The organism is Spirosoma sordidisoli (assembly GCF_004138325.1).
Taxonomy (GTDB): domain Bacteria; phylum Bacteroidota; class Bacteroidia; order Cytophagales; family Spirosomataceae; genus Spirosoma; species Spirosoma sordidisoli.
The window spans coordinates 1-25,097 of the sequence record NZ_SBLB01000014.1; the positions used below are offsets into that span (position 1 = coordinate 1).

The 25,097-nt window shown below is 55.0% G+C and carries 26 protein-coding genes; 8 read left to right on the forward strand and 18 right to left on the reverse strand.

The features are described 5' to 3' along the window. The 3 genes from EQG79_RS29120 to EQG79_RS29130 form a co-directional block, all read right to left on the reverse strand. Positions 1 to 350 (reverse strand): mercuric transporter MerT family protein (locus EQG79_RS29120; RefSeq protein WP_240699507.1); only part of this gene is annotated, 350 nt, incomplete at its 3' end. A 13-nt stretch (positions 351 to 363) separates the two neighbouring features. Next, the gene (locus EQG79_RS29125; RefSeq protein WP_129606536.1) at positions 364 to 759 is read right to left on the reverse strand and encodes an ArsR/SmtB family transcription factor; all 396 of its coding nucleotides are present in this window, start codon (positions 757 to 759) and stop codon (positions 364 to 366) included. Positions 760 to 935: 176 nt separating this feature from the next. Then, complete coding sequence (locus EQG79_RS29130) at positions 936 to 1,649, reverse strand: DUF4198 domain-containing protein (protein WP_129606538.1); 714 nt, start codon at positions 1,647 to 1,649, stop codon at positions 936 to 938. 77 nt (positions 1,650 to 1,726) lie between these two features. Between EQG79_RS29130 and EQG79_RS29135 the strand changes: the two genes are divergently transcribed. Then, on the forward strand, positions 1,727 to 1,948 hold the full coding sequence (locus tag EQG79_RS29135) for a hypothetical protein (protein ID WP_129606540.1): 222 nt from the start codon (positions 1,727 to 1,729) through the stop codon (positions 1,946 to 1,948). A gap of 71 nt (positions 1,949 to 2,019) precedes the next feature. Here EQG79_RS29135 and EQG79_RS29140 read toward each other — a convergent pair whose 3' ends face one another. The 15 genes from EQG79_RS29140 to EQG79_RS29220 form a co-directional block, all read right to left on the reverse strand. Next, entirely contained in the window at positions 2,020 to 4,011 is a 1,992-nt protein-coding gene (locus tag EQG79_RS29140) for a heavy metal translocating P-type ATPase (protein ID WP_129606542.1), read from the reverse strand. 8 nt (positions 4,012 to 4,019) lie between these two features. After that, the gene (locus tag EQG79_RS29145; protein WP_129606544.1) at positions 4,020 to 4,646 is read right to left on the reverse strand and encodes a hypothetical protein; all 627 of its coding nucleotides are present in this window, start codon (positions 4,644 to 4,646) and stop codon (positions 4,020 to 4,022) included. 298 nt (positions 4,647 to 4,944) lie between these two features. Beyond that, on the reverse strand, positions 4,945 to 5,844 hold the full coding sequence (locus EQG79_RS29155; protein ID WP_129606548.1) for a bestrophin family protein: 900 nt from the start codon (positions 5,842 to 5,844) through the stop codon (positions 4,945 to 4,947). Between the two features lie 11 nt (positions 5,845 to 5,855). Continuing rightward, a complete protein-coding gene (locus tag EQG79_RS29160) occupies positions 5,856 to 6,761 on the reverse strand; it encodes a PE-PGRS family protein (RefSeq protein WP_129606549.1) in 906 nt (301 codons plus the stop codon). Positions 6,762 to 6,763: 2 nt separating this feature from the next. Beyond that, positions 6,764 to 7,672: a cation diffusion facilitator family transporter gene (locus EQG79_RS29165; protein WP_129606551.1), complete on the reverse strand. Its 909-nt coding sequence runs from the start codon at positions 7,670 to 7,672 to the stop codon at positions 6,764 to 6,766. 10 nt (positions 7,673 to 7,682) lie between these two features. Further along, positions 7,683 to 8,279 (reverse strand): D-sedoheptulose 7-phosphate isomerase, encoded by a 597-nt coding sequence (gene lpcA, locus EQG79_RS29170; protein WP_129606553.1) that lies wholly within the window; start codon positions 8,277 to 8,279, stop codon positions 7,683 to 7,685. Positions 8,280 to 8,306: 27 nt separating this feature from the next. Continuing rightward, complete coding sequence (locus EQG79_RS29175; RefSeq protein WP_129606555.1) at positions 8,307 to 8,963, reverse strand: DUF1345 domain-containing protein; 657 nt, start codon at positions 8,961 to 8,963, stop codon at positions 8,307 to 8,309. Between the two features lie 65 nt (positions 8,964 to 9,028). Continuing rightward, positions 9,029 to 9,514: a hypothetical protein gene (locus tag EQG79_RS29180; protein ID WP_129606557.1), complete on the reverse strand. Its 486-nt coding sequence runs from the start codon at positions 9,512 to 9,514 to the stop codon at positions 9,029 to 9,031. Positions 9,515 to 9,568: 54 nt separating this feature from the next. Beyond that, complete coding sequence (locus EQG79_RS29185; RefSeq protein ID WP_129606558.1) at positions 9,569 to 9,949, reverse strand: SpoIIAA family protein; 381 nt, start codon at positions 9,947 to 9,949, stop codon at positions 9,569 to 9,571. Between the two features lie 21 nt (positions 9,950 to 9,970). Beyond that, the gene (locus tag EQG79_RS29190; RefSeq protein WP_129606560.1) at positions 9,971 to 10,717 is read right to left on the reverse strand and encodes a ZIP family metal transporter; all 747 of its coding nucleotides are present in this window, start codon (positions 10,715 to 10,717) and stop codon (positions 9,971 to 9,973) included. Positions 10,718 to 10,724: 7 nt separating this feature from the next. After that, entirely contained in the window at positions 10,725 to 10,988 is a 264-nt protein-coding gene (locus EQG79_RS29195) for a hypothetical protein (protein WP_129606562.1), read from the reverse strand. An 85-nt stretch (positions 10,989 to 11,073) separates the two neighbouring features. Further along, positions 11,074 to 11,409, reverse strand: coding sequence for a hypothetical protein (locus EQG79_RS29200; protein ID WP_129606564.1), 336 nt, complete (start codon positions 11,407 to 11,409; stop codon positions 11,074 to 11,076). Between the two features lie 87 nt (positions 11,410 to 11,496). Then, positions 11,497 to 12,786 carry an efflux RND transporter periplasmic adaptor subunit gene (locus tag EQG79_RS29205; RefSeq protein WP_129606566.1) on the reverse strand — a complete coding sequence of 430 codons (1,290 nt, stop codon included), beginning with the start codon at positions 12,784 to 12,786 and terminating at the stop codon, positions 11,497 to 11,499. Between the two features lie 7 nt (positions 12,787 to 12,793). Beyond that, entirely contained in the window at positions 12,794 to 17,218 is a 4,425-nt protein-coding gene (locus EQG79_RS29210) for a CusA/CzcA family heavy metal efflux RND transporter (RefSeq protein ID WP_129606568.1), read from the reverse strand. Between the two features lie 543 nt (positions 17,219 to 17,761). After that, complete coding sequence (locus tag EQG79_RS29220; protein WP_129606573.1) at positions 17,762 to 18,130, reverse strand: four-helix bundle copper-binding protein; 369 nt, start codon at positions 18,128 to 18,130, stop codon at positions 17,762 to 17,764. A gap of 890 nt (positions 18,131 to 19,020) precedes the next feature. Between EQG79_RS29220 and EQG79_RS29225 the strand changes: the two genes are divergently transcribed. The 7 genes from EQG79_RS29225 to EQG79_RS29255 are packed head-to-tail and all read left to right on the forward strand — an operon-like array spanning position 19,021 to position 25,083. Continuing rightward, positions 19,021 to 20,025 carry a YncE family protein gene (locus EQG79_RS29225; protein ID WP_240699508.1) on the forward strand — a complete coding sequence of 335 codons (1,005 nt, stop codon included), beginning with the start codon at positions 19,021 to 19,023 and terminating at the stop codon, positions 20,023 to 20,025. A 14-nt stretch (positions 20,026 to 20,039) separates the two neighbouring features. Further along, positions 20,040 to 20,906, forward strand: a complete 867-nt coding sequence (locus EQG79_RS29230; protein WP_129606577.1) for a DUF2911 domain-containing protein — start codon at positions 20,040 to 20,042, stop codon at positions 20,904 to 20,906. A gap of 4 nt (positions 20,907 to 20,910) precedes the next feature. Then, the gene (locus EQG79_RS29235) at positions 20,911 to 21,579 is read left to right on the forward strand and encodes a class I SAM-dependent methyltransferase (RefSeq protein WP_129606579.1); all 669 of its coding nucleotides are present in this window, start codon (positions 20,911 to 20,913) and stop codon (positions 21,577 to 21,579) included. Between the two features lie 11 nt (positions 21,580 to 21,590). After that, on the forward strand, positions 21,591 to 22,034 hold the full coding sequence (locus EQG79_RS29240) for a 5-fold beta-flower protein (RefSeq protein WP_129606582.1): 444 nt from the start codon (positions 21,591 to 21,593) through the stop codon (positions 22,032 to 22,034). Positions 22,035 to 22,093: 59 nt separating this feature from the next. Further along, positions 22,094 to 22,810 (forward strand): DUF2231 domain-containing protein, encoded by a 717-nt coding sequence (locus EQG79_RS29245; RefSeq protein WP_129606584.1) that lies wholly within the window; start codon positions 22,094 to 22,096, stop codon positions 22,808 to 22,810. Between the two features lie 6 nt (positions 22,811 to 22,816). Continuing rightward, positions 22,817 to 23,596, forward strand: a complete 780-nt coding sequence (locus tag EQG79_RS29250; RefSeq protein ID WP_129606586.1) for a hypothetical protein — start codon at positions 22,817 to 22,819, stop codon at positions 23,594 to 23,596. Beyond that, positions 23,593 to 25,083: a multicopper oxidase family protein gene (locus EQG79_RS29255; protein ID WP_129606588.1), complete on the forward strand. Its 1,491-nt coding sequence runs from the start codon at positions 23,593 to 23,595 to the stop codon at positions 25,081 to 25,083. Before EQG79_RS29250 ends, EQG79_RS29255 begins: the two co-directional genes overlap by 4 nt. Positions 25,084 to 25,097 lie beyond the last annotated feature (14 nt).

The window sequence follows — 25,097 nt, forward strand, 5'->3', positions numbered from 1 at the left end:
GGTTGCTGTACTGGGGTTTTATCCTGGTAAAGCCAGTTTGAATAAGAGGGGAAAGCCAGGAGAAGCAAGGCAATTCCCGTGACGACACTCAAGAAACCTCGACTCTGCCAGAAGGTTGTTTTTTTTTGGTCACATGCACATTCCATGGTCTTTTTTGGTTTAAGTTGCTCGTACCAGGCCCAACCCAATGCACCCACTGTGAGGAGTGCCGCGTAGGGCCGCAAAGGTTCTAACCAACCCCAAGCACTGGTTGAACTGGTTGCGCCGACAAGCACCGTCAGCAACGGGACGGTGCAACAGAGAGAAGAAATAAACGCTGTCAATAATCCGGTCAATCCTGCCAGTTTCATCGCTTTGTGGTCGTTACGGTCCTGAGTAGGCAATCAGGACCGGTTCGGTTTGGAATGCTTCGAGGTGTTCCAGCAGGGCGCGTAAAACGCCTGCTGATTCCAGCCGAAGGGAATAAAATACGGTCTGACCAACTTTACGGGCTTCGATCAACTGAGCATCTCTAAGTTTGCGTAGATGCTGGGAAACTGCCGGAATGGTCATTCCCAAAATGTCGCTCAAATCGCAAACGCACAGATTGCGTTCTTCCCGGAGCAGATAAATAATTTTTAGCCGGTTTTCATTACCCGCTAAATCCAGAATTTGAGCCAATCGGCCAAAAGCGATCTGAGAACGGGTTATTGTTTCGGTAAATTGCCCAATCTTTTCCTGATTGGCATTGATCCGAATACAATTTGGTATAGTGTTCATTGGGGTTAAGATGCTTTTCCACGGTCGTCCCGCACAATAGATAAACACAAAGGTAAGACATTTGCGTATTTAAGCAAACACTTAACTAACTGTGATTCGGTTAATTTCTGTCAGTAACGCCAATATTGACAACGGATAAGCGATCAATGATAAACGCGACACTTTTGTCGCTGTATCTACAAAATCATCAGCGTCAGGGCCATTTTGTTCCGCACGGCCTGATACTCTTTTTCCCCATACTTGCCCGGCGTTTTATCCATGAAGTCCACGTCCACGACGTACTGCCCGGCTCCGGTTGGGGTCAGCGTTATTAGACCGTTGGCATCGGCGGTTAGCTTGCTCTGCTTACCATCAGGCATTGTCAATTTAACCGTGGCGTTGGCGTAGGCCGCACCATCCTTCGTAATTAGCAATGTCGCTGCCTGACCCGCTGCTGGTTTGCTTTGCGGGGTTGCATCTAAATAAAAAACAGGTTTGGCCGACAGCATTCCACCACCGATCTGGCAGATAGCCCGCAGGTATTCGCGGGGGCGCACGATGCCCAGGTTATGCTTGGTCCAATCCTGAACGGCACGGGTATCATTGACCAACAGCACCTGGTAGGTTCCTGCCTGTTTGGGTATGAATTGCGCCTGATAGCAGTTCTCAGCGGGTGAGAGGGTGAGCGGTTCGGTCGTGCCATCGGGTAGTAGCACCGAGGCAGTGAATGCCTTGATACCACCCAGCTTATCGGCTTTTTCGCGCAGGCCGTTTTCGAGTTCGCCGAAGTAGCACTGTACCGTCATCGGTTCGCCGACCTTACCGGAACCTTTGAGTTCAAGCCAGTAGCTGTGGGCCTCGGTCAGCAGGGGGAGTAGGAGGAATAGAAAGGATGCAAATGATTTTTTCATGGTTATTGATGGAAAAAAGTAAACTTTGGACAGATCATACAGTTGTAAAACTAACACTGAATAAACCAACGTTTAGTATGGCACACGAACATCATAAAGAGGCAGCTTACCACTTCCGCAAAGCCGCCGAATATCACGAAAAAGCGCAGCAACTTCACGAGGCTGGCGAACACGAACAGGAAGCCCATGCAGCTTACATGGCGTATGGTCAGCACAGCCTGGCCGACGAACACGCGCACGCGGCTGCCGAGCATCACGCCGAAGGCCACGATAAAGAGCATTCGGATCCGGTAGTCTGATTACTGAACACTCTGCCGTTTCACCTGAAAGAGACCCGTAGCCCATTGCCACGGGTCTCATTGGTTATGAGTCACTTGAATTTCAGATTCTGCACCCGAACGGCATTCAGAATCGCCAGCATGGCCACGCCCACGTCGGCGAAAACCGCTTCCCACATGGTCGCTAACCCACCTGCACCCAGCACCAGCACGATGGCTTTAACCACCATCGACAACGTGATGTTCTGCCAGACAATCCGGCGGGTAGCCCGGCCAATCTCAATGGCGGTGGCAATTTTGGCCGGTTCGTCATTCTGAATGATCACGTCGGCGGTTTCGATAGTCGCATCCGAGCCAAGACCGCCCATCGCCATACCGATATCGGCTAAGGCCACCACGGGGGCATCATTGACTCCGTCGCCGACGAACGCTAATTTTGCCTTTGGGTTGCCAGCAAGTTCAGCTTTGAGTCGCTCCACTTGCTTCACTTTGTCTTCGGGTAGCAAATCGCCGTGCCACTCGTCCACGCCAACCTGTTTGGCAACTAGTTCGACTACCGCCGACTTATCACCAGACAGCATAACAGTACGAATACCGTCTGCTTTCAGCCGTTTCACCGCGTCGGCAGCATCCGCCTTCACCTCGTCCGCAATGGTGAAATAACCCGCAAATTGGCCGTCAATGGCCGTCATCACAATGGTATACGGAATCTTGGTTAAGGCTTCATCAAACGCTACGTTGAATTTGCGAAGTAACTTGGCGTTTCCAGCCAGCATTTCTTTCCCATCGACCCGTCCTTTCAGGCCGTGACCGGCAATCTCTTCGACACCCTCGACCGAAACCGTTTCATGGCCGGTATCCGCATGGTCGATAATGGCCGTAGCCACCGGGTGGGTTGATTTGCTTTCCAAAGCCGCTGTCAGCCGGGCCAGTTCTTTTGCGTCGATGCCCACCGGCTTGACCTCCTGCACCTTGAACACGCCTTTGGTCAGCGTACCGGTTTTGTCCATGACGACCGTTTTAAGCTGGGTCATCAAATCCAGGAAGACGGAGCCTTTGAACAGAATGCCCTGCCGCGACCCGGCCCCGATACCCCCGAAGTAACCCAGCGGAATCGAGATGACCAACGCGCAGGGGCAACCAATGACCAAAAAAACCAGTCCCCGGTAGAGCCAGTCGGCAAAGCGGTAGTCCGTGACGAAAAAGTACGGTACGACGGTGATCAGTACCGCCAGCAGACAGATGATCGGCGTATAAATCTTGGCGAAGCGGGCAATGAACTCCTGCGTCTGCGCCTTGCGGCCCGTTGCCTGTTGAACCAATTTGAGAATCCGCGACAGTTTGGAATCCTGATAGGGAACCGTTACGTCCATCTCCACCAGCGACTGCCGGTTAATCATCCCGGCCAGCACCGCTTCCCCTTTCTCGATGGTACGCGGAACGCTCTCGCCCGTCAGAGCCGCCGTATCGAAGGTGCCGCGTTCGGAACGCATCGTCCCGTCTAAGCCTACCTTTTCGCCCGGTTTGATCTGGACGACCTCGCCAATGGCCACCGTCGCGGCTTTTACGACCTGTGCTTTCCCATCTTTAAGCACCGTTACCTCATCGGGCCGAACATCCAGCAAGGCTTTGATGGACCGACGTGCCCGCAGCACGGCGGCATCCTGAAACAACTCGCCGATGGTGTAAAACAGCATCACGGCCACGCCTTCGGGGTATTCGCGGATGGCGAACGCGCCGAGGGTCGCTACACCCATCAGGAAAAATTCGGTGAACACATCGCCCCGGATGCTGCTGCTCCACGCCCGGCGTAGCACCGGCCAGCCCACGGGTAGATACGCTACGATATACCAACCTAATCGAATGGGATCTTTGAACCAATCTTCCGCGTAGTTATCCAACGCGATACCACCCAGCAATAAGACTAAACTAATTGCAGCGGGAGCGTAGGTACGCCAGGTTTGTTCGGGGCCTTTTTTTGCGGGAGCAGCATCTGCTGCCGGAGTAGTCCCCTCTTCGATCAGCTCCACATCATCGTGGGTGTGACCGTCTTCATCATGGTTGTGATCGTGATCGTCTGCCATTGTGTTGGTTAGAATTCAATGAAAAAATTAAACAGGGCCAGCCCAACAAGTGTCAGACCGGTAATCAGATTCTCGTTATGCTCAAACCAGTGCGGGTTGACCTCTTGCAAGCCCCGTCGTCCGAGTGTCACCATCAGGAGCATCCCCGACAGGGTAACTACGTTATAAATCAGGGCCACCAAAGCCACGGCACCCCAGCCTTTCGCGCCCGCGCTCAGAAAATACGCTTCGATCTCCAGACAGGGTGAGAGAAACATCGCCAGGCCCAGCGACAACAGCAGAGCCGAAAAGGAACGGGCTTTGCGGGCGGCTCCTGCGTCGAAATGGTCATGTACGTGCCGGTGGCGCAGGTGCTGCATCAAATACCATACGCCTAACGCCAGCAGGAGCAGGGGAATGGCCCGCTCCGAGAGGTCGTGATAGTTCTCGGCCAGTTGCCAGCCCGCCAGACTCACCAGTACGCCCAGCAGGGTGGTACTGACCGTGTGAGCCAGTCCCGCAATGGCGGTTACGGTCAGCGTCTGCCGCAGGCTCCACCTCTCGGTTTGCCCGATGGTCACGAAGGGGAGCCAATGGCTGGGAATCAGGGCGTGTAGCAGACTCAGCGTCAGGCTACCATAAACAATTGCATCCATAGTTCACTGAATTCAATGAGCGTTATATTGTGTTCAGTCGCGTTCCCGTCGCGCACTATATAGCGTCCGCCGGGATATGTTGGTAACGGCCTTTTTTGGCCCTTTCAAAGTGGCTGGTTTGCCTGCCTGACCGGTTTGGTTACTATTGGTTGGCCGGTTCACCGGTTTCGTTTTTTTCTTAACCGTGATAAGTTTAAACCACACAGCCAGTCGATACAGACACCAACCCAGCAGGCCCAGCGTAAACGCAATCCCAACGACGACTTGCACGATATGAATGGTCTGATGCATAGTTTCTCTAAAGAATAAAGTAGGTGGGCGGTGCCGTTGACTGTTCGGCCACAGCCGCGCCCGATAATTGATTTAAACTCACTTCGATCCCTTTCGCAATGGCCGTCACTGGCGTGTCAGTGGGTCGGTTCTCAAACGGGTCCTGTAGCTGAATGGCACTTTTCTCAATTAAGAAAAAAGCAGATCCAATCAGCGTCACCAGAGGGACTTCCACGAAAAACAAATTTTCTACGAAGCCGAACGGCAACATGGCCGTAAACAGGATAATAAATACCTGTAAGTAGAACGTGTAGGTCCGGGGGAAGACGGTGTTTTTGATTCGTTCACACCGCCCCATCGCATCGGTTAGCCGGGTCAGCGTAGCGTCCACCTGCACCAACTGTAAATCGGTCAGATATCCCGCCCGGTATAGATACCGCAGTTGATTAGCATGGCCCTGCAGCACGGCCAGGGGCTGGTGCGTGGCTCCCAACACCCCGGCTTGCTCGGATACAGGAATATACGTTTTAATGGCTGACTGCGTAGGCTGGCCGCGCAGGGTTTTCCCCAATACATAACACCAGCCGATTTGTCGCTGAGCCAACATCTGAACGATATTCGCAGGCACCGTTTCATCGGGCAGAAACGTCAGCAGTTGGCGGATCAGGATCCGGCTGTCGTTGACAATGCCGCCCCAAACGACGCGGGCTTCCCACCAGCGTTCATAGGCCTGATTGGTGCGGAACGCCAGCAACAGGGAGATGCACGTACCCATCAGGGCCGGAATTGCCAAAGGAATCGACAAAAATTCCAGCCCGACGTAGTGACGCAGGGTAAACATCAGATTGGCAAACACGAATACGCTCAGTATTTCATATTTGATCTTGCCGAGTAGAAACGAAAAGGGAATGGGTCGGTTCAGCAACATAGTCGTGGGGGTTATTGGTGCCGGTAATAATTCAGCGTTACGGAGGCTGCGTTGCCGCGCTCACTCAGGGTAAAAAAGCCGTTGCCCGCCTTGTCGAAGCAAATGCCTTCTCCCTGCGGTTCAAGCTGGTAGGTGAGCGGATACGATTGCTTTCCTACCAAAGCCTCCGTTACCGTTTGTCCGGTAAAGCGGGGCCAGTAGTAAACACCCGTGTACGTCTTCAGCAGGATTTCCTGTCCATCGGGTGAGATGCTGCCCGACGTGACTAAGGTGAGCGGTAATTCACCCCGGAAGGCCGCCGTGTTAACCGATGTGGTGCTTTGTGGATAGGTCAGTTGGTAAAGCCGCACGTTCGCTTCGCCTTTGGAGACAATCCACAAATCACGGGTGAGCGGGTCGAGCAGCAGCGTCTCGGCATCACGGGGGCCGTCGGCGTAGCGAAAGGCGATCCGGTCAACTGCGCCCACCGACTCGGTCAGACTTTTGGGTTCGGCCAGCCGGTAGATAATGTTCTGTGTATTTTGTGCCAGATTATCACCGATGTCGGCCAAATACAGATACGTGATGCTTGGTTGCGGGCCGGGACCGGCAGCCATGTCTTCCCAATCCCGATTGGTGATACCCGGCAACGGTAGCCGCCCGGCCAGCTTGCCCTCGTGCGAAAGCAGGTTGAGTTGCGCGGGCGTGCCGCTGTCTTCGTTTACCCAGACATGTCCATCCATACTTCGGCTGTCGGCCAGCCCCGACGCTTCGTCGATAAGGCCCGGTGTGATTGGTGCCCGGCTCGGGATTGGCGCAAAGTCTATACTGCCGGGAATGGTCACGGTTTTTTCGCCACAGCCCCCCAGTAGCCCCACCACGAACAGGCTCAGGAAGACATGACGCACAGTTGGGGTTATAAAACGGAACGCAGTCATACTTAAAGTGTCGTTAGGCTATTGGTACATTGCCCAGCCCGTTCGGGTTGAAGGGCGATATGATTGATGTTGAACTGGGTGTTGAGTTGGCCCGCCAACGCTTCCAGCCGGGCTGTCAGGTCCGCCGTGGTCAACGTCTCATTCGTGACGACGTGACCGCTCATGACGACAATGCCCGACGTAAGCGTCCAGATGTGCAGGTCGTGGGCGTTGCCAAAGCCCGGAACAGCGTTGATAAGCTGCGCTACGGCCGTCACGTCCAATTTGTCGGGCGTTCCCTGAAGCAGGATGTTGACCGATTCCATCATCAGTTTCAGGGTACGGGGCAGGATAAACAGGCCAATGATCGCACTGAACAGCGGATCGGCGTAGTACCAGCCGGTGTAAGTCATGATCAGACCGGCGGCAATAACCCCAATCGAACTAAGCAAATCGCTGACTACCTCCAGAAAAGCCCCTTTCACATTCAGGCTGTCTTTGGCCCCCTGCCGCAGCAGGTAAATACCCAGTACGTTGACGAGCAACCCGACGAACGCCACCAGCGTCATATTACTGCTATCCACGGTGGGCGGATTGCGAAACCGGCCATAGGCTTCAACCAGGATATACAGCGAGATACCAATAAGGATCAGCGCGTTGACGAAGGCCGACAGAATCTCCAGCCGGTAGAAGCCAAAGCTGCGCCGGGCCGTGATAGGTCGGCGGCTCATCCAGTTGGCAAACAGGGCCAGGGCCAGGCCAATGACATCGGTGAGCATATGGGCCGCGTCGGAGAGCAGGGCCAGGCTGTTGGTCCAGTAGCCGACCACCACTTCCACCAGAAAGTAGGTAAACGTCAGGCCAAAGACAATTCGTAGGTTCTTGTTGTAGCGGCCCGTAGCCGATGCGGTTTGTGGGGGTGTCGGGTTCATCGATTATGCGTTAAAGCGTGTTTTTCTCCGGGGTCAACTGCTCGATCAGCAAGATCAGCACGTGAATGACCTTGCCATGTACTTCCTGAATCCGGTCGGCATAGCCAAAATGAGGTACCCGAATTTCTACGTCGGCCCGACCCGCCAGCTTACCGCCGTCCTTGCCCGTCAGCAAAACGACCGACATGCCTTGCTGCCGGGCCGCTTCCACGGCCCAAACCACGTTGGCCGAATTGCCACTCGTACTTAGGCCAAGTAATACATCGCCCGGCCGACCCAACCCTTCGATAAAGCGGGAAAACACGAACTCGTAGCCATAATCATTGCCCACGCAGGTCAGATGACTCACGTCCGCAATGGCCAGGCCCGCCAGACCGGAGCGGTCGTTCCGGTAGCGGCCGGACAGTTCCTCGGCGAAGTGCATGGCATCACAGAGTGAGCCGCCGTTGCCGCAACTCATCACCATGCCGCCCCGCCTAAGGGCATCGGCCATCAGCCGGGCGGCCTGCTCAATGGCCGCTATGTTTTCCTCGTCGGCCATGAATGTGTTGAGCACCGTTTGGGCCTCGTTGAGTTCCTGGTGAATTAGCGTCTGTAAGGATTGCATCGGTATAGATCGTCTAGATGACCTGCATTAAAACAGGCCGGATACTGTGTTGATAGTTAAGGCGATAATTAGCGTGTTGAAACCAAACGACAGCACACTGTGCAGCAACGTCAGACGGCGAAGTCGTTGTTCGGTAACAGCGACATCCGAAACCTGACAGGTCATCCCCACCACAAACGAGAAGTAGGCAAAATCAAGGTAGTCAGGTAGCTGTTTACCCGGGAAATCCAGACCGCCCTCCTGCCGGGTATCATTGGCATCATAGTAGTATAAATGCGCGTAATGCAGCGTAAAGATGCTGTGCATCAGTAGCCACGAGCTAACCACGGTCAACCCGGACAGGATCACGTGCCGCGTTGCTTCGGAGGCTGATAAACCCTTAACCGAACCCAGCAGAACGACTACGGCCAGCAGACTGACCAAAGCTCCGCCCACGGTAAAGAGAAAAATAGCGGGGCGGCTTTCATCTTCCCGCTGGGCCGTTTGCCGGGCATCGGCCCGGCCAATGACCAGCCAGATCATCATTAGCACAGTCAGGGCATAGGCCAGCCAGCCCAGCAGCAGCCGGGTTTGCCAGCCTAACCGCCCGGCAGTTAGCCACCAGACTAATCCCCCCACGATCACGGCTATTAGTGACCGGGACAAGGCCGTTAGCTTAGGCTGATATGGTCTGTTCGTTTTCATGTGTGCACAGCGAGAATTAGAAAATCAATTGCTTGGCCCCAACCCAGCTTAAAATTTTGAACTGATTAGTGGACCTGAAACGACCAACCACGCTCGGACCGGTGACGAACCCCTTTTCGTTGATGGGTTCGCTGCCAGTAAGCCACGGCCAAACCGACACCTGTTCCAAGCAGTAAGGTAAGACCCAGACGTGGACCAGTCGGCATATCCCGCTTGTCGATAAGCGTTATGGTGGTTGCTCCCACGGCTGCCCCTGCCGTTATGCCCGAAAGCATGGTCGGCAGGGAGCGTATGCCCGTAATTTTCGGCACGGCCACGCGTTGCGTATTGCCAGCCGGGTCACGCAGGAAAACGGAATCCGACCGGATACTTGTAAGTTGCCCCACTGTAGTCATCTTGCCGACCGTTTCATCCCAAACCACTAATTGTAGCTCATCGCCGTGCCGGTACGCTCGCCAAACGTGCCCTTTAGCATCAATCACCCGGAGTGCCTGGCTACGTCCCGCAAAACCAATGAGTAAAAGCGTAGTAAGTAAACCGAGCTGTCTCATCAAATTAGAGCTTTATCAATGGAGTAATTTTGCCGCCTTTACCTTTGTAGACGACTACTTGGTAGGCAGGCGCGGTAATTCGCTATCACCGAACCACTGCCAGGCCGCTTCTTTCTGGTCGGGTGGGAAAGTCCGCATCTCGGCCCGGAAGATGGTCTGCATCACCGGCGTAATGAGTGATACGTTGTCTGGTGTACCCACCAGCGCGATGCGGGCAAAATCCGCCGTGACCGTCAGGTCAAACTGCAAATCCCGCCAGAGTTCATCCGGTTGCCAGCCCCGGAAATACTCCATTTCCCAATACAGCCGGGGTTCTCCGGCACTATGCAGAGTTGTATCCAGCAATGGACGGAGTTCATAGTAGTCGTCCACCGTGATAAAGTCGGCCACGCGCAGGGCCAACCGACCGGGTTGATTGAGTAATACCTTGTACATAGGCCATTTGGTTTAGTAGGATTAAGCCACGATACCCAGGATCAAAAACAAGAGAAACCCCGCGAAGAACGTGGCCGTCAGCCAGGGCTTTTCCGGTCCTTCGTGGGCTTCCACCAACAGTTCCTCCGTCACTAAAAACAGCAGGGCCGCCAGTCCGAAGGATAGCACGATATCTAAGCCCGCTTCGGGCAGGTTGTGCAACAGGGTCGCCCCGCCAACGGCACTCACAAAAAATAGCACCGATAAACCCAGCAGCAGGCGAATGATGCGGGACCGGGCTACGCCATCGTTGGTCAGGGAGGTAGCGGTAGCCAGCCCCAGTGACAGTACCTCCACGCCCAGCGCAAACGCCAGCAGAACCCCTTCTTTGGCCCCGGCTGCAAAACCGACCCCCAGCAGCAGGCCATCGATGAAAATATCGACCCCAATAGCCAGTAGAAAAGCCAGCGGAAACCGACCGGCAGGTGCTGTGGGCATTCGGGGACGGGATAACGTTTCAACGGGTGCTTCCGTTAGTTGGCGGATGAGCAGCATCAGGCCGATGCCCGCCCCAAACCCCAGGGTCGTTAGCCACGGGTCATGCAGCCGCACCACGTCGGGAAGGATTTCAACGGCCACTACAGAAAAAACCACCCCGGCGGCAAAATGCAGAATAGCGGAACGCGCTTGAACACCAAAGCGGATAAACAGGGCAAGCAGGCCCCCGCCCGTCAGGGCAACGGTCGGCAGCAGAGCATACGAGATTACTTGTTCAAATAGGGGGTCCATAAGTATATTAGCGGGTTGGGTATCGGAAAAGCAGGTAAGCGACAATGCCTATCCGGTCATACGTACCCTCCCGGAGACGGAACGCTCCGTTGGCTCCCCGCTGACGAGCTTCCTGTTGGGGTTGATGCTTAACCTGGTCATGAACACCCATACCAGAGCGGTACGTGCGAAATGTAACAATGCCCGACCGATCAAACTGGGGCGGCAGATCCCGTTCCAGTAGAAAAATAGTCACCGAATCGGATAGTGCGTTAGTTGAAGTGGTTTGCATTACGGGTTGGAACTGCGAGGTAACACAGCCCGAGGTTAACCCCAGTAGGATTAAACCCGTGGCGATTAACAGTAGCTTCTTCATCTCAGTCAGGATTAATGGTGTAATACACGCGAATCAGAAAATCGAACGCTTCCCCATGGGCATCTATTCCGATGGTCAGGCTTTCCCACACCGCAAACATTCGGTTGATAGTGGCTTCTTGCGGACTATCGGGAGGAGCATAGGTATGCAGTTCGTCGCTCCAGAGCATGAACCCGGATTCGTCGTAGGTAGCCAGCGACAGGGCCGGGTAATGGGCAAACGTCAGTTCGTTCTCCGACACGAGCCGGTCGATGCGGACCGAGCGGATGCCGTCGCGAGCGTGCAGGTGAACCTGATGACCCGTAGGGGTGAGTAGTACGTTATCTGCTGTGTTCATCGCTTTGTCAGAAAGGGGTTCGCCTAATGAATGGATGCCCTGAAACCGGGCCTGCCCAAATCGAGGTTGGGCAGGCCCTACTATACGTTAGTGTGCGTGTCCTTCTTCTTCCCCACTGGCGGCCTGAAGCTGCGACAGAACGGCGTAGGCTCCCTTAACCACTACCCGTGCCTTAGCCAGGTCGAAATCGGCAGGCAGCGTAACCTGTGAATAGCCCCCTTCGGTGACACCCCGGCGCACGGGAATCTGCTTAAAGGTGGTGCCGTGCTGTTCGGTTTCGCCAGGTTTATGGTCGTGCTCTTCCTTGTCGGAGTGCGCTTTCTCCCCTTCTTCGTGTTCGTGTTCTTCGGGGGCTTTTTCGTCGGTAACGATAAAAATGTAATCTTTCCCTTCGGCAGAAACAATGGCCCCTTCGGGCAGGGCCGTCACCCGGCTCTTGCCCAAATCCAGACCCGCTTTCAGAAACGTGTTGGGCGATAACCGGGCATCGGGCTGGTCGAGTTTAGCCACCACCCGTACCGAACGGTCGGCATCGATGGCCCGGTTGATGTACGTAATCCGTCCTGACCGTTCTTTTCCCCCTTCATTGTTGAGCCGGAGGCTGATGCGCTGCCCTTCCCGAATCTGGGGCAAATCTTTCTCGAACACCGTTAGTTCGGCATAGAGTCCCTGACTACCCGTAAGCTGAGCAATCACATCGCTGGGCTGCACAAACTGCCCGTTCGTTACGGCTACGTTCGTCACGATGCCCGACATCGGAGCCGTTACCACATAGTACGCACTAAATGTACCGTTCAGCGCGGCCTGGGGTGACAACCCCACCAACTGAAGCCGCTGCGCTAAACCCCCTAAGCGGGAACGTACCTGATTGCGTTCGGAGGCTGTTTGCTGGAATACTTTCAGGGCACTGACGTTCTGTTCGCTGAGTTCTTTCTGGCGGGCAAATTCGGCATCTAAATACGTCAGGCGGCTATGGTTTTCGGCGTATTCCTGTTGCAGGGCCACCAACTCCGGGTTTTGAATGCGGGCCAGTACCTGCCCCTTCCGCACGGGCTGGCCGGGCAGCAGGGGCAGACTCCTGACAAAACCGCCCTGGATGGCCGTGATGGCTACCTGGCTCTGGGCCGGTACGGCCAGCCGCCCGTTGAGCTGGAGTTGCTGGCCCAGATTCCGGTTTTCCACCTGGCCCAGTTCCACCGCTCCGATGCGAAGCTGGTCGGTGGAGAGTTCGACCACATCGGCCGGGCCTTCTTTGTGCGCGTCTTCTTCGTGCGGGGCGTCGGGTTTAGCTTCTGTGGTGGCCGTTTTTTGGTCAGCCGTTTGGTTGCAGGCAGTAGTCAGCCACAACAGGCTGAGGCAAAAAATGATTTGTTTCATGGTTGTATTAAGGTAAGCCCAGAATCTGCTCTAAGCGAATGACGGATTGATTGTATTGACCCAGCACATCGACGTAGCCCGCGCGGGTCTGGTACGCCTGGGTGAGGGCCTGCGAATAGTTGAGGTAGCCGATTTCGCCCGCCCGGAATGCCACGGTTGCTTTCTCCGCCAAGAGTCGGGCGGTAGGCAGTCCCGTTTGTTCGTAGTAGCTCAGGCTGCTCTGCAACTTGCGGACTTCCTGAATAACGGCATTCAACTCGCCCTGTAAATTGCGCTGGGTGAGGACCAGCGTGGCTTCGCCTAGTTGCTGACCGAGCCGGGCCGCTTCGATGCGGGCGCGCTGGGGCCGGGTAAAGAGGGGAATGGAAACGCCCGCAATAAATCCCTGAAACCGCCTGCCCCCCCCGTAGGTAACTTCCTGATTATCGACCGTGTACGTACCCTTCAGCGACTGGTTAAAATAGCCCAGCGAGAAACTGGGCAGCAGCCTGGCCTGTTCCACGTCCGTCTGGCGGGCGGCAATCTCCGTTTGCTGGCGGAGAAAGGCCAGTTCCGGGGTCTGGGCCAGCGTAGCCGAATCCGTCACCAGCGGCAAGGCCCGGCGCGTGAGCGTACTGTCGGCCAGACCAACGGGCTGGTTGGTATTGAGCAGGGTTTGCAGCCGACTCAGGGCAATTTGCCGGTCGGCATCCGTCTGGTTCAACGCGTTCCGTAATTCCCCCAGTTGGTTGGTGGCCGTCGCCACTTCCACGGCGGTTCCTTCCCCGGTCTTTAAGCGAAGCTCAGTAGCCGCCCGGAATGCTACGAGCAGACTATCCTGGGTTCGGAGTAGCCGTCGGCGTTGGGCGATGTAGAGCAGGTCGTAATAAGCCGATTTTACCTGCGCCCGCAATCCGTTCAGGTTGACTCGTCCCTGCGCTTCGCTACCGACGACATTGGCATCGGCCACGCGCTCCAACTGCCGGATGAGTTTGGGGTTGGGCAGGTTTTGCGAAACGGTGAAATTATTATCGAAGTTGGGGCCATTGTACTGGCCCCCTGTCCAGGAGAAGTTGGTTGCTCCGATGTCGCGGGCCGCCCGGCGACCCGTTTGCTGCTGGGCGATGTTAAGCGCGTTGATGCGGGCGGTTACGTTGCCGGTGGTTGCCTGTTGCAGGGCCCCTTCCAGCGAGAGCGACGAGAATGCCGGTGTGCCTGCCGCCAGTTGGGGTACCTGAGCCGACGCATGAATGACTGTACCGCTCACTAATCCGGCAATCAGCAACCAGGTGGCCAGTTTACCCACAACAGGAGCCGGAGCCACAACAGGTTTCTTTTTCCCAAATTTGGTTTGCTCCCACCAGTATAGACAGGGCAGCACCAGTAGCGTCAGCAGCGTAGCCGACAACAACCCTCCGATCACGACCGTCGCTAAGGGCCGTTGCACCTCAGCCCCTGCCGTAGTCGCCAGAGCCATCGGCAGAAAACCCAGAGAGGCTACTAAGGCCGTCATCATCACGGGGCGTAAACGGGTGGCCGTACCCTGTAAAATCCGCTCCCGCAAATCCAGGTCGGTTTCGTCTTTGAGGTGATTAAACTCGCCAATCAGCACGATGCCATTGAGTACGGCGACCCCGAAGAGGGCGATGAAGCCGACCCCCGCCGAGATACTGAACGGCATATCCCGCAGCCACAGGGCGATCACACCCCCAATCGCGGATAAGGGAATGGCCGAGAAAATCAGTAAACTCTGCCGCACTGAGCCAAACGTAAAGAACAACAAGAGGAAAATCAGCCCCAGGGCCACTGGCACGGCGATACTCAGCCGATCTTTGGCTTCCTGTAGATTCTGAAACTGCCCGCCGTAGGTCACGTAGTACCCCACGGGTAGTTTAATCTGGCTGTCAATCTTGCCCTGTAGTTCCTTAACCACGCTTTCCACATCACGACCCCGCACGTTGAAGGCCACAATAATGCGCCGTTTGGCATCTTCCCGCTGGACCTGATTGACGCTGTTCTGGAAGGAAACGTCCGCTACCTGACTCAGCGGCACCTGCTCGTCATCTACCGTACTGATGAGCAGATTCTGCACATCTTCGAGTCGCTGACGGCTTTGCTGCTGCAACCGCACCACCAGATCATACCGCCGTTCGCCTTCGTACACTAATCCGGCGGCTGACCCGGCAAAAGCCGCCTGGAGATAGCGATTGGCATCGTCAATCGAGAGACCAAAGCGGGCCAGCGCGTCGCGGTCGAACTTGACCACAATCTGGGGCAACCCCGATACCTGCTCGACATAGAGGTCCTCCGCCCCCGGTACGGTGCCGACGACGCGGCCAATGCGGGCGGCATAATCGGCCAGCACTTTCAGGTCTTCGCCGTAGAGCTTGATAGCGATGTCCTGCTTCACCCCGGAGATTAGTTCGCTGAAGCGCATCTGAATGGGTTGCAGAAAGCCGAAGCTCACGCCCGGAATCTGGTTGAGCTTTTCCTGCATCTTCTCGGCGAGTTCTTCCCGGCTGGTAGCCGATGTCCACTCCGAGCGGTCCTTGAGAATGACCATCAAGTCGGTGGCTTCAATGGGCATGGGATCGGTTGGAATTTCGCCCGCGCCGGTTTTGCCAATGGTCTCGATCACTTCCGGAAAATTCTCTTTCAGCACTTTTCCGGCCTGAAGCGAGGCATCCGCCGATTGAGCCAGCGACGAACCGGTCATTACACGGGTCTCAACGGCAAAGTCGCCCTCATCCAACTGCGGAATGAATTCTCCACCGAGGGTACTAAACAGCCAGAGCGTAGCGGCAAACAGAGCAACCGACAGCCCTACGACCAGCCCTTTGTGGTTCAGCGTCCAGCGGATGGCCGGGTCATATCCCCGGTGGAAAAAGCCCATGATCCGGTCGGAAATATTTTTACTGCCTTCGCGAATAGGCTTCTTACTCAGCAGCAGGGCGGAGAGCATCGGTACGTAGGTTAAGGACAGGATGAATGCCCCCAGAATGGCAAAAGCCACGGTCTGAGCCATTGGGCGAAACATCTTTCCTTCGATACCGACTAAGGCCAGAATGGGCAGGTACACGATCAGGATGATGATTTCGCCAAAAGCCGCCGAGGATCGAATGCGGCTGGCCGATACAAACACTTCCTCATCCATCTCGTCCTGGGAGAGGTTGTGTCGGAATTGTTTCAGGGCAATGTGGTGCAGGGTGGCTTCCACAATAATAACGGCCCCGTCCACGATCAGCCCAAAGTCGATAGCCCCCAGGCTCATCAGGTTACCCGATACCCCGAACAGATTCATCAGTGAAACGGCAAACAGCATCGCCAGTGGAATCACCGACGCTACCACTAGTCCAGCCCGCCAATTGCCCAGCAACAGCACCAGTACGAAGACGACAATCAAGGCCCCTTCGAGCAGGTTTTTCTCGACCGTACCAATGGCGCGGTTGACGAGTTTGGTGCGATCAAGGAAGGCGTGAATCTCGATGCCTTCGGGCAGGGATTTCTTGATTTGCTCAATACGCTGCTTGACGTTGCCGATCACTTCGGAGGAGTTGGCTCCTTTGAGCATCATGACGATGGCCCCCACCACTTCGCCGTCGCCATTGCGGGTCATAGCCCCGTAGCGCACGGCTTGCCCCAGTTGCACCTGCGCGACATCGCGCACGAGTACCGGAATCCCGTTGGGACTCCGCCGGACAACGATCTTACCAATATCCTGTAAGGTGCCGATCAGCCCTTCCGAGCGAATGAAGTAGGCGTTGGGCCGACGGTCGATGTAGGCACCCCCGGCGTTCTGGTTGTTTTTTTCGAGGGCGGTGAACAACTCGTCCATCGTTACGCCGGCCGCCCTGAGCCGCTGCGGATCGACGGCCACTTCGTACTGTTTGAGAAAGCCCCCGAAACTGCTTACGTCGGCCACGCCCTTGGTCCCCAATAGTTGCCGCCGAACAATCCAGTCCTGAATCGAGCGCAGTTCCATGGCGGGGTATCGCTGCTCGAAGCCGGGTTTGGCCCGGATGACATACTGGTAAATTTCACCGAGACCCGTCGTGACAGGGGCCAGTTCGGGATTGCCCGCGTTGGCGGGAATCTGAGAGCGGGCCTGCTGCAACCGCTCGAAGACCTGCTGGCGGGCTAAATAAATATCCACGCCATCTTTCAGGACGACGGTGACGACAGACAGCCCAAAGCGGGAAATAGACCGCACCTCGACCAGATCAGGCAGGGTCGCCATGGTCTGCTCGATGGGAAAGCTGATGAGCCGTTCGACATCGAGGGCCGACAGGGCTGGGCTTTGCGTAATGACCTGCACCTGGTTGTTGGTGATGTCGGGCAGGGCATCGATGGGCAATCGGGATAACGAATAACCACCCCAGACAATAAGGGCCAGGGTGAAAATCCCGATAATGAGTTTATTCTGAATAGAAAAACGGATGATGGAATCCAGCATAACGGAATCTGAACAAATGAATAAAAAAAAGGAATGCATTCACGCTGCTACCGCCCTATCAAAAAAGGCGTAGTAGTAGCGTGAACGCTGGGGTGTTCAGACCCGAAGTTTAGGGGGTTGCCAGATGGCAGAGAGTGGGTCGGCCAGAGGAGCCGAAACGTAATGAAATGAGGCTACATCAATCGGGATTAGTTCGCACGAAGGCGTAAGCGAGTAGTGGAATTGGGGAGCAGTCGTAATTGTTGCCGCACAGCAAGCACAGGTACAAAAAGGCGTACATTGATCATGCTCGTGGTGATGACTGGCATCTGACTCCGTGGTCGAAGCTGACAGAATCATAGCTATCCCCGGCTGCCCAACGGGTAGCAGCGGTTCATCTGCACAAGGCCAAAGCGACAGACCGAGGAGATAAACGGACAATATGACTGTAAACCACTTCACGGCTACAAAGGTACGGTAATAACTTATGCAACAGGTAGTCAAAAAGAAAACCGATTAGCCCACTCTTAAACTGTAGTAAGCGGGCTAATCGGTTTTGCTTGATTAGGCGGTCATGCTGTGAGCACCCTGAGCCATTTTTCGACAGGCTTCCGCGCACCGGCGGCAGGCTTCGGCACACTGGCGGCAGTGATCCATGTGGGCCGCGTGTTTTTCACACTCGGTAGCACAGGCTTCACAGATATGAGCGCAAAGCTGGCATACATCAGCCGCGTGAACACTACCACTGGCCATGAATGAAACAGCCGTGTAACAGATCTTGGCGCAGTCACGGTCAAGCCGAATGCAGTCCACCATCATCGATACGTCCTGTTCGGATAGACAGGCTTCGGCGCAGGCATCGCAGCTGACAGCGCAGGCCTGACAGGCTTCGATGCAATCCTGATACTGTTGAGGGGCTAAGGCAGTTGTCATACTTAAAATAAATTTGAGGTTTTGTTTCTACGTGATTAACAAGTTGTATGAAGTAAGGTTTTTCTTCCCTGACCACTCGATAGGATAATAGGAGTAAACGACTGACCTTGACAGACAAACGAAAAGTTTTATAAGCCACTCGTAAAATCTTACAACACTACTTATTCAGAATAACCCCTATGTTTGCAGCGTGAAAAACCCTGTTGTCCATCGGTCCTGGTTTACTCGTCTGCTGTGTTTGTGGCTGGCGGGGTCCGTGCTGTTTGCCAGCAGTGGTTTCGTCGTGGTGGACCACTGGTGCCAAATGAGTGGCAAGAAGGTCGAGAGCCACCTAATGCCCAAGGCGTGTTTAAAAGCCTGTTCAGAGGAAGCCGCCTGTCCGCATGACAAATCAACCCGGACAATTCACAGAACACCCTGTTGTAAGGAAGTCGCTCGGTATGAACACTTAAAAACCGAACAATCGAACGCTGTTCACGCTATCGAGGTGAACCCGATTATCAGTGATCTTCCCTCTTTTGCCCAGGTAGCGCGGTTCCTATCCGTGTTATTACCGATTAGTGAGCCTTCCTCTGCTCCCCAACAGCCCGACGATCCGTTAATCCGATCTGGGCGTTTCCGATTAACCTCTCTCTGTAGTTGGCTTATTTGAGCCGATTCGTTCGTGCCATTACCGCTGGCAGACGCATCAGTGCGTCTTGGTCTGCGGCTTTTGGCATGTAGTCTCTCCACCTGGCATCATCTTACGTCTGTTCGGATATACATCCGTCGTATGGCAATCCGGTATTTCTATAAAATTCAACAAACCTACTAAAACAATGACTAAGTACACTAAACTGGTGGCATTACTGCCGCTTATCCCCCTTGCAGGTTGCATGAACATGGACAACATGAACGCAACTCAGCCAATGCTGAACATCAACTACCCAGCCGCCTACGTGGTCAATGCTGAGGGAAATAGCCTGTCGGTTATTGACTTAACCGGGCAGCAGGTGAAAGAAACTATTTCGTTTGGGGACGCTTCTATGACCGGCATGAACATGAGCAACATGATTATGTGGCCGCACCATATTTACCTTTCGCCCGATGGCAGCAAACTGGGCATCGGTGTGCCAGGCATGGACCTCAGTGCCGGGCATACGGGGGGAACAACCGGCATGAATGGCCGTGTATTGGTCGTCAACCCGGTAACGGGCCAAACAGCCCAAAACCAGCAAACTCCGGTGATGAACCATAACGCCGTTTTCTCCGCCGATGGAACTGAAATCTGGACTTCCCAAATGGATATGACGGGCAAGGTACTGGTTTATAACGCCGGTACAATGGCCCTGAAAAATACCATTACGGTCGGTATGGAACCCGCCGAGGTAACGATGTCATCCAATGGGCAGTATGCGTTTGTTGCCAATGGCATGAGCAACTCGGTGTCGGTCATTAAGGTTTCCGACAAGTCGGTGGCGAAGACCATTGCCGTTGGTGAGGACCCGGTTGGTGCCTGGCCGGGCGCGGATGGCAAGATGTACGTGGATAATGAAAAAGGCCAAAGCATCAGCGTCATTGACGTAAACACGCTGTCGATGGTCGAAACCGTGAAACTGGGCTTCACACCGGGCTATGCCGCTTATCATCCTACTCGTAACGAACTCTGGGTGAGTCAGGCCGGGACGGGTACTAAAGTAGTCATCTTCGAGCGAATGAATGGGGCCTGGATGAAGATGAGCGAGGTCCAAACGGGCCTGGATGCTCACGCCATCGCCTTCACCAAAGATGGAGCCACGGGCTATGTCACCAATCAGGGGGCCGCAACGGTATCTGTTCTGGACGTAGCCAAGCGCACTAAAATCAAAGACATTTCAGTGGGCAAGAAGCCCAACGGTATTGTGCTTAAGTATTAATCGGACCAATTCACATGACCAATTACCTGACTAAATCAACGCTGGCTATTACCCTGCTGGCTGGCGTAATGGCCCGGCCCGCGTCGGCTCAACTGAGTATGCCCGAGCCATCGCCATCGGCCACGGTGACGCAGAAAATCGGCTTTACCGATCTAACAATCAAGTACGCCCGCCCGGCGGTGAAGGGCCGAACTATCTTCGGGAAACTGGTTCCCTACGGCGAGTTGTGGCGTACCGGCGCGTCGGATGCCACCATCCTGACCGTCTCCGACCCGATGACTGTAGCCGGAAAACCGCTGCCCGCCGGGAAGTATTCGCTCTTCACCATTCCCACCCGCACCGAGTGGACGGTGATCCTGAATTCCTACACCGAAGGACACGGCACGACGGGCTACGACGCAAAAAACGATGTGCTGCGGTTTACCGTCAAACCCGATTCGTCGGCGCGGTTCTACGAATCGTTCACTATAGAAATGCAGGATGTGGTGAAAAATCAGGCGAATCTGTACCTGACCTGGGCCAATACGTCAGTTCATTTCCCGCTCGTGAGCAATGCCGATGAGCGGATTACGGCCGATATTCTGAAGCGCACAACCTCGGCTACCGACGAGGAGCCGGGCGTATTTTACCAGTCGGCCCTGTATTATTTCGACGCAGGCAAAGACCCGAAACAGGCGTTGGTCTGGGCCACCAAAGCCGCCACCCTCAAACCGGCCTTCAACTACCTGCACCTCCAGGCTAAGTTGCTGGCACAAACAGGCGATTATAAAGCGGCCATTGCTGCTGCCCGCAAATCGTCGGAATTAGCCGCCGAAAAGAAGTTTACCGAGTTCGTCACGCTGAACAATCAACTGATTGCCGGGTGGGAGAAGAAACTGTGACTGTATGAAAACGCCTTCTCCGACTTACAAACCAGCCCTGCGTTGGAACGGCCTGACCCGGTTTTACGACCAAATCATGGCCCTGACTATGCGAGAAGACCTCTTCCGAATGCTGTTGCTTGACCCAATACGGGATCAAAAGCCGCATTACGTACTGGATGTCGGTTGCGGTACGGGGACACAAGCTCTGCTGTTGCATCGACTCTTTCCTGATGCCAGCGTTTTTGGTCTTGATGGTGACGAGACCGTTTTGGCAATTGCCAGGCAAAAACACGCCCACGCCGGGTGGCCCGTGACACTGGAACAGGGACTTTCGACGGCCCTACCTTATCCCGATGGAAGCATGGACATTGTGACCTGTAGCTTATTGCTCCATCACTTGTCGGATACAGACAAAAAACAGTCGATCCGGGAGATGTGGCGGGTGTTGGTACCGGGTGGCGCACTTGCCTTAGCGGATTGGGGGAAACCCGCCAACGATGCCATGCGGCTGCTGTTCTACGGGCTTCAACTCTTCGACGGTTTTGATACAACCAGGGCGAATGAGCGTGGGCTTATACCAACTATGCTCTATGATGGTGGTTTTCGGCAGATTACTCAGACCGGACAGGTTAACACTCTTTTTGGAACAATGGTCATGCACTATGCAGTCAAACCAACCTACATTAATTAAACGACAATACGATGAAAACCAAATCCCTGTTTTTTGCCCTGTTCGCCCTGCTGTTGGGCGCGCCTTCGCTGTTGCTGGCCCAGTCAGCCAACTACAAAAATCCCATGAGCATCAATGCCAGTGGGCAGGTTAAAGACGGCACCGGCGCTACGGTTGGCACGGTTTCCAAAGACCGGATGATTATGGATGCTAAGGGCCAGAAAATCGCTTTCGTGGATGGGCAAGGCAACTTAGTAGATGCCAAAACGGGCAAAAAAATGGGGCGTATGGGGAAAGATGGCAAAACATACATGGATGCCAACGGCGATCTGATGTTCACCATTAAAGACAACGCCGATGAGACTTGCGACATCGTTGATGCAAATGGTAAAAAGATTGGTAACGTACACGACAGCTACAAAGGCTCGGCTTGTGCGCTGCATTGCTTTCAGGCCGGGCATACGCATAAACAATAAGTCTGGGTAACGATAACGACTCTTTTGGGTACGCTAATCAACCGACACATACTACTGCAATGAAACAACGACACATAGTTTGGGTATTGCTGCTCCTGGTGGCATCGGTTCAAATCAGTTTTGGGCATGGCGGCCACAAAAAGAAGAAAGCTCCGATAGACTCGGCCCGCCACGATTCGGCCATGACCTCGGCCCTGCCGATGACTCACGCAGGTACGGCTGCCGATAGTATGCACATGGACCAGGTACAGGCAATGGCTCCCATGCCTGCACCCTTAGCAGATTACCCAACGTATCACCCGATGGTCGTGCATATTCCCATTATTCTGTTGCTATTGGCCGCGCTGTTGCAATTGGTTGTGTTCATCAAACCGTCCAGCCCACTGAACTGGCTGACCTGTCTGATCGCACTGGGTGGAACGGTGGGGGCTTACGTGGCGGGTACGTTTGTGCATCCCCATACGGATGGATTGAGCGATGCCGCTCAGTTGGCACTGGAAACTCACGAAACCTACGCCGATTACACCCTCTGGCTCGGACTGGCCGGTACGGTGCTGAAAGGCGTAACGCTCTGGCGACCGCTGAAGTGGCTGGAAGGTGTTACGGCCCTGGTTCTCGTCGGGGCCGGTATTGCCGTGGGCCTGGCCGGGCATCAGGGCGGAGCCTTGACGTACCTATACGGCATCGGGCCGCGCGGGGCTTATCTTGAACAGCATGAGGAAGGTGCTGCTGATGGCAATCGGCACGAACACAAACATCCAGACGAGGCAAAGTAAGTACGAATGAATCGAACCTGGCATTTACGCATTCGCAAAACGCACCGCTATCTGGGGGTGTTCATCGGCATCCAGTTTCTGCTCTGGACGGTGGGTGGCCTATACTTTAGCTGGTCGAACCTCGACGACATTCACGGCGATCACCTCAAACGCCCGGCTGTCGGCTTTCCAGCCTCATTATCGCTGGTTTCCCCATCGGTTCCCCTGCAGACGTTGCGGCAAAAAGGCACAGACTCCATTCTGAGCGTGGCCCTGATCGAGGTTCAGAACCAGCCGCTTTATCAGGTGAGTTACCGAATGCAACACGACAAGGGCCACGCTATGACACACACGCAACTGGCTGATGCCCGAACCGGCGAGTTGCGGGGTGAACTGACGCAGGCTGAGGCTACTGCGTTGGCCAGACAACGCTTCGTGGGGCCATCTACCGTCGAGCGAGTCGAGTACCTGACGAGCACCAACGGCCACCACGAATACCGCGAAAAACCCCTGCCTGCCTACGCCGTAACGTTTCGGCAACCGGCACACGCGACGGTTTATGTGGCTGCCCAGTTGGGGACGGTGCAGAGCGTTCGCACCGATCCCTGGCGAATATTCGACCTGTTGTGGATGCTGCACACGATGGACTACGAAGGCCGCGACGACATCAACAACGGCTTACTGCGGGCTTTCTCTATTCTGGGCCTGTTAACCATCACGTCAGGGTTCGCGCTCTATTTTGTTTCCTCGCCCCAACTCCGACGAAAGAAAGTTAATCGCCCTAAACCAATTACACTTCAGTCATGAATCGACAGGACTTTTTAAAAACACTGGGTCTGGGAGCCGTTGCGTCTGTTACCGGCTCGTCGCTGCTGACGGGTTGTAATACCCACGATATGTCGGGCATGAACATGACTCCCGGCATGGAAAACATGAGGCCATCGGTAACCGAAATTCCATTCACGACACCCCTTCGGTTTCCTGAAACAATTACGAACACCGGTCAGTTAACGGCCAAATCGGTCATTGATGCCATTCTGCCCGGCAAAAATGCCCGGGTGCTGGGGTATCGGGGCGGTATGCTGGGGCCAACGATTCGGGTACAGAATGGCTCCGATGTTTCGCTGCGTTTCACCAACAACTTGGATGAAGAATCGAATATCCACTGGCATGGGCTACTGGTGCCTGCCGAGATGGACGGCCATCCGACTCAGTTAGTACAGGCAGGCGGCTCGTTTACCTATGCGTTCCGGCTGAATCAGGCCGCCAACATGGCCTGGTATCACCCGCATCCCCACGAGAAAACCGGTAAACAGGCGAATCTGGGGTTGGCCGGCATGATTATCGTCGAGACCCCCGCCGAACGCGCCCTCAACCTGCCATCGGGTGCTTACGAGCTTCCTTTAGTGATTCAGGATAAGCGGTTAGATGGCAACGGCGCGCCCACCTACAGCCCCAGTATGGACGACGTGATGATGGGTTACATGGGCGAAACGATCATCGTTAATGGCGTTGCCGGTGCCGTTCAGACGGTCTCGACCCGGGTATACCGGTTGCGAATTGTCAACGGCTCCAACGGGCGCATCTATAATCTGGCTTTGAGCAACAACGCTCCCTTCTGGCTCATCGGCTCCGATGGTGGTCTGTTGCCGACTGCCGAACAGGTCACGGCCGTGCTTTTATCGCCCGGTGAACGCGCCGACCTGCTGGTGGATTTTAGTAAGGTTCCGGTAGGAACTGACGTGTTTCTGAAAAGCAACACCTTTGCCGGAGCTTCCTCGCAGGGCGGTCAGGCATTCAACATTCTCAAATTTACGGTCAATAAAGCCGAAACCGACCCGTTTCAACTGCCCGCAGCACTTGGAATGGTCTCGCCCCTGTCAACGGCTTCAGCGACCAAAACCCGCCTGTTCGACATCGGTATTGCCATGGAAGGCATGAACGGTATGCCGATGCGCGGCATGCATACCATCGGTGGAAAAACGTACCTCGGCAGCCGGATTGACGAATCGGTTAAGCTGGGCGATACGGAAATCTGGGAGTTCGACAACAGCAAGGGCGACGAACCCCACCCCATGCACCTGCACAGTACGTTCTTCCAGGTGTTGAACCGGGTTGGTGGGCGAAACACGCTGTATGCCACTGAAAAAGGCTGGAAAGACACCGTGCTGGTTATGCCCGGCGAGCGGGTACGCATTATCGCCCAGTTTACGAAGCCTGGCCTGTTTGTCTTCCACTGCCATAACCTCGAACACGAGGACGATGGCATGATGCTCAACTTCCGGGTTAACTAATGCCAGGTAAGTCA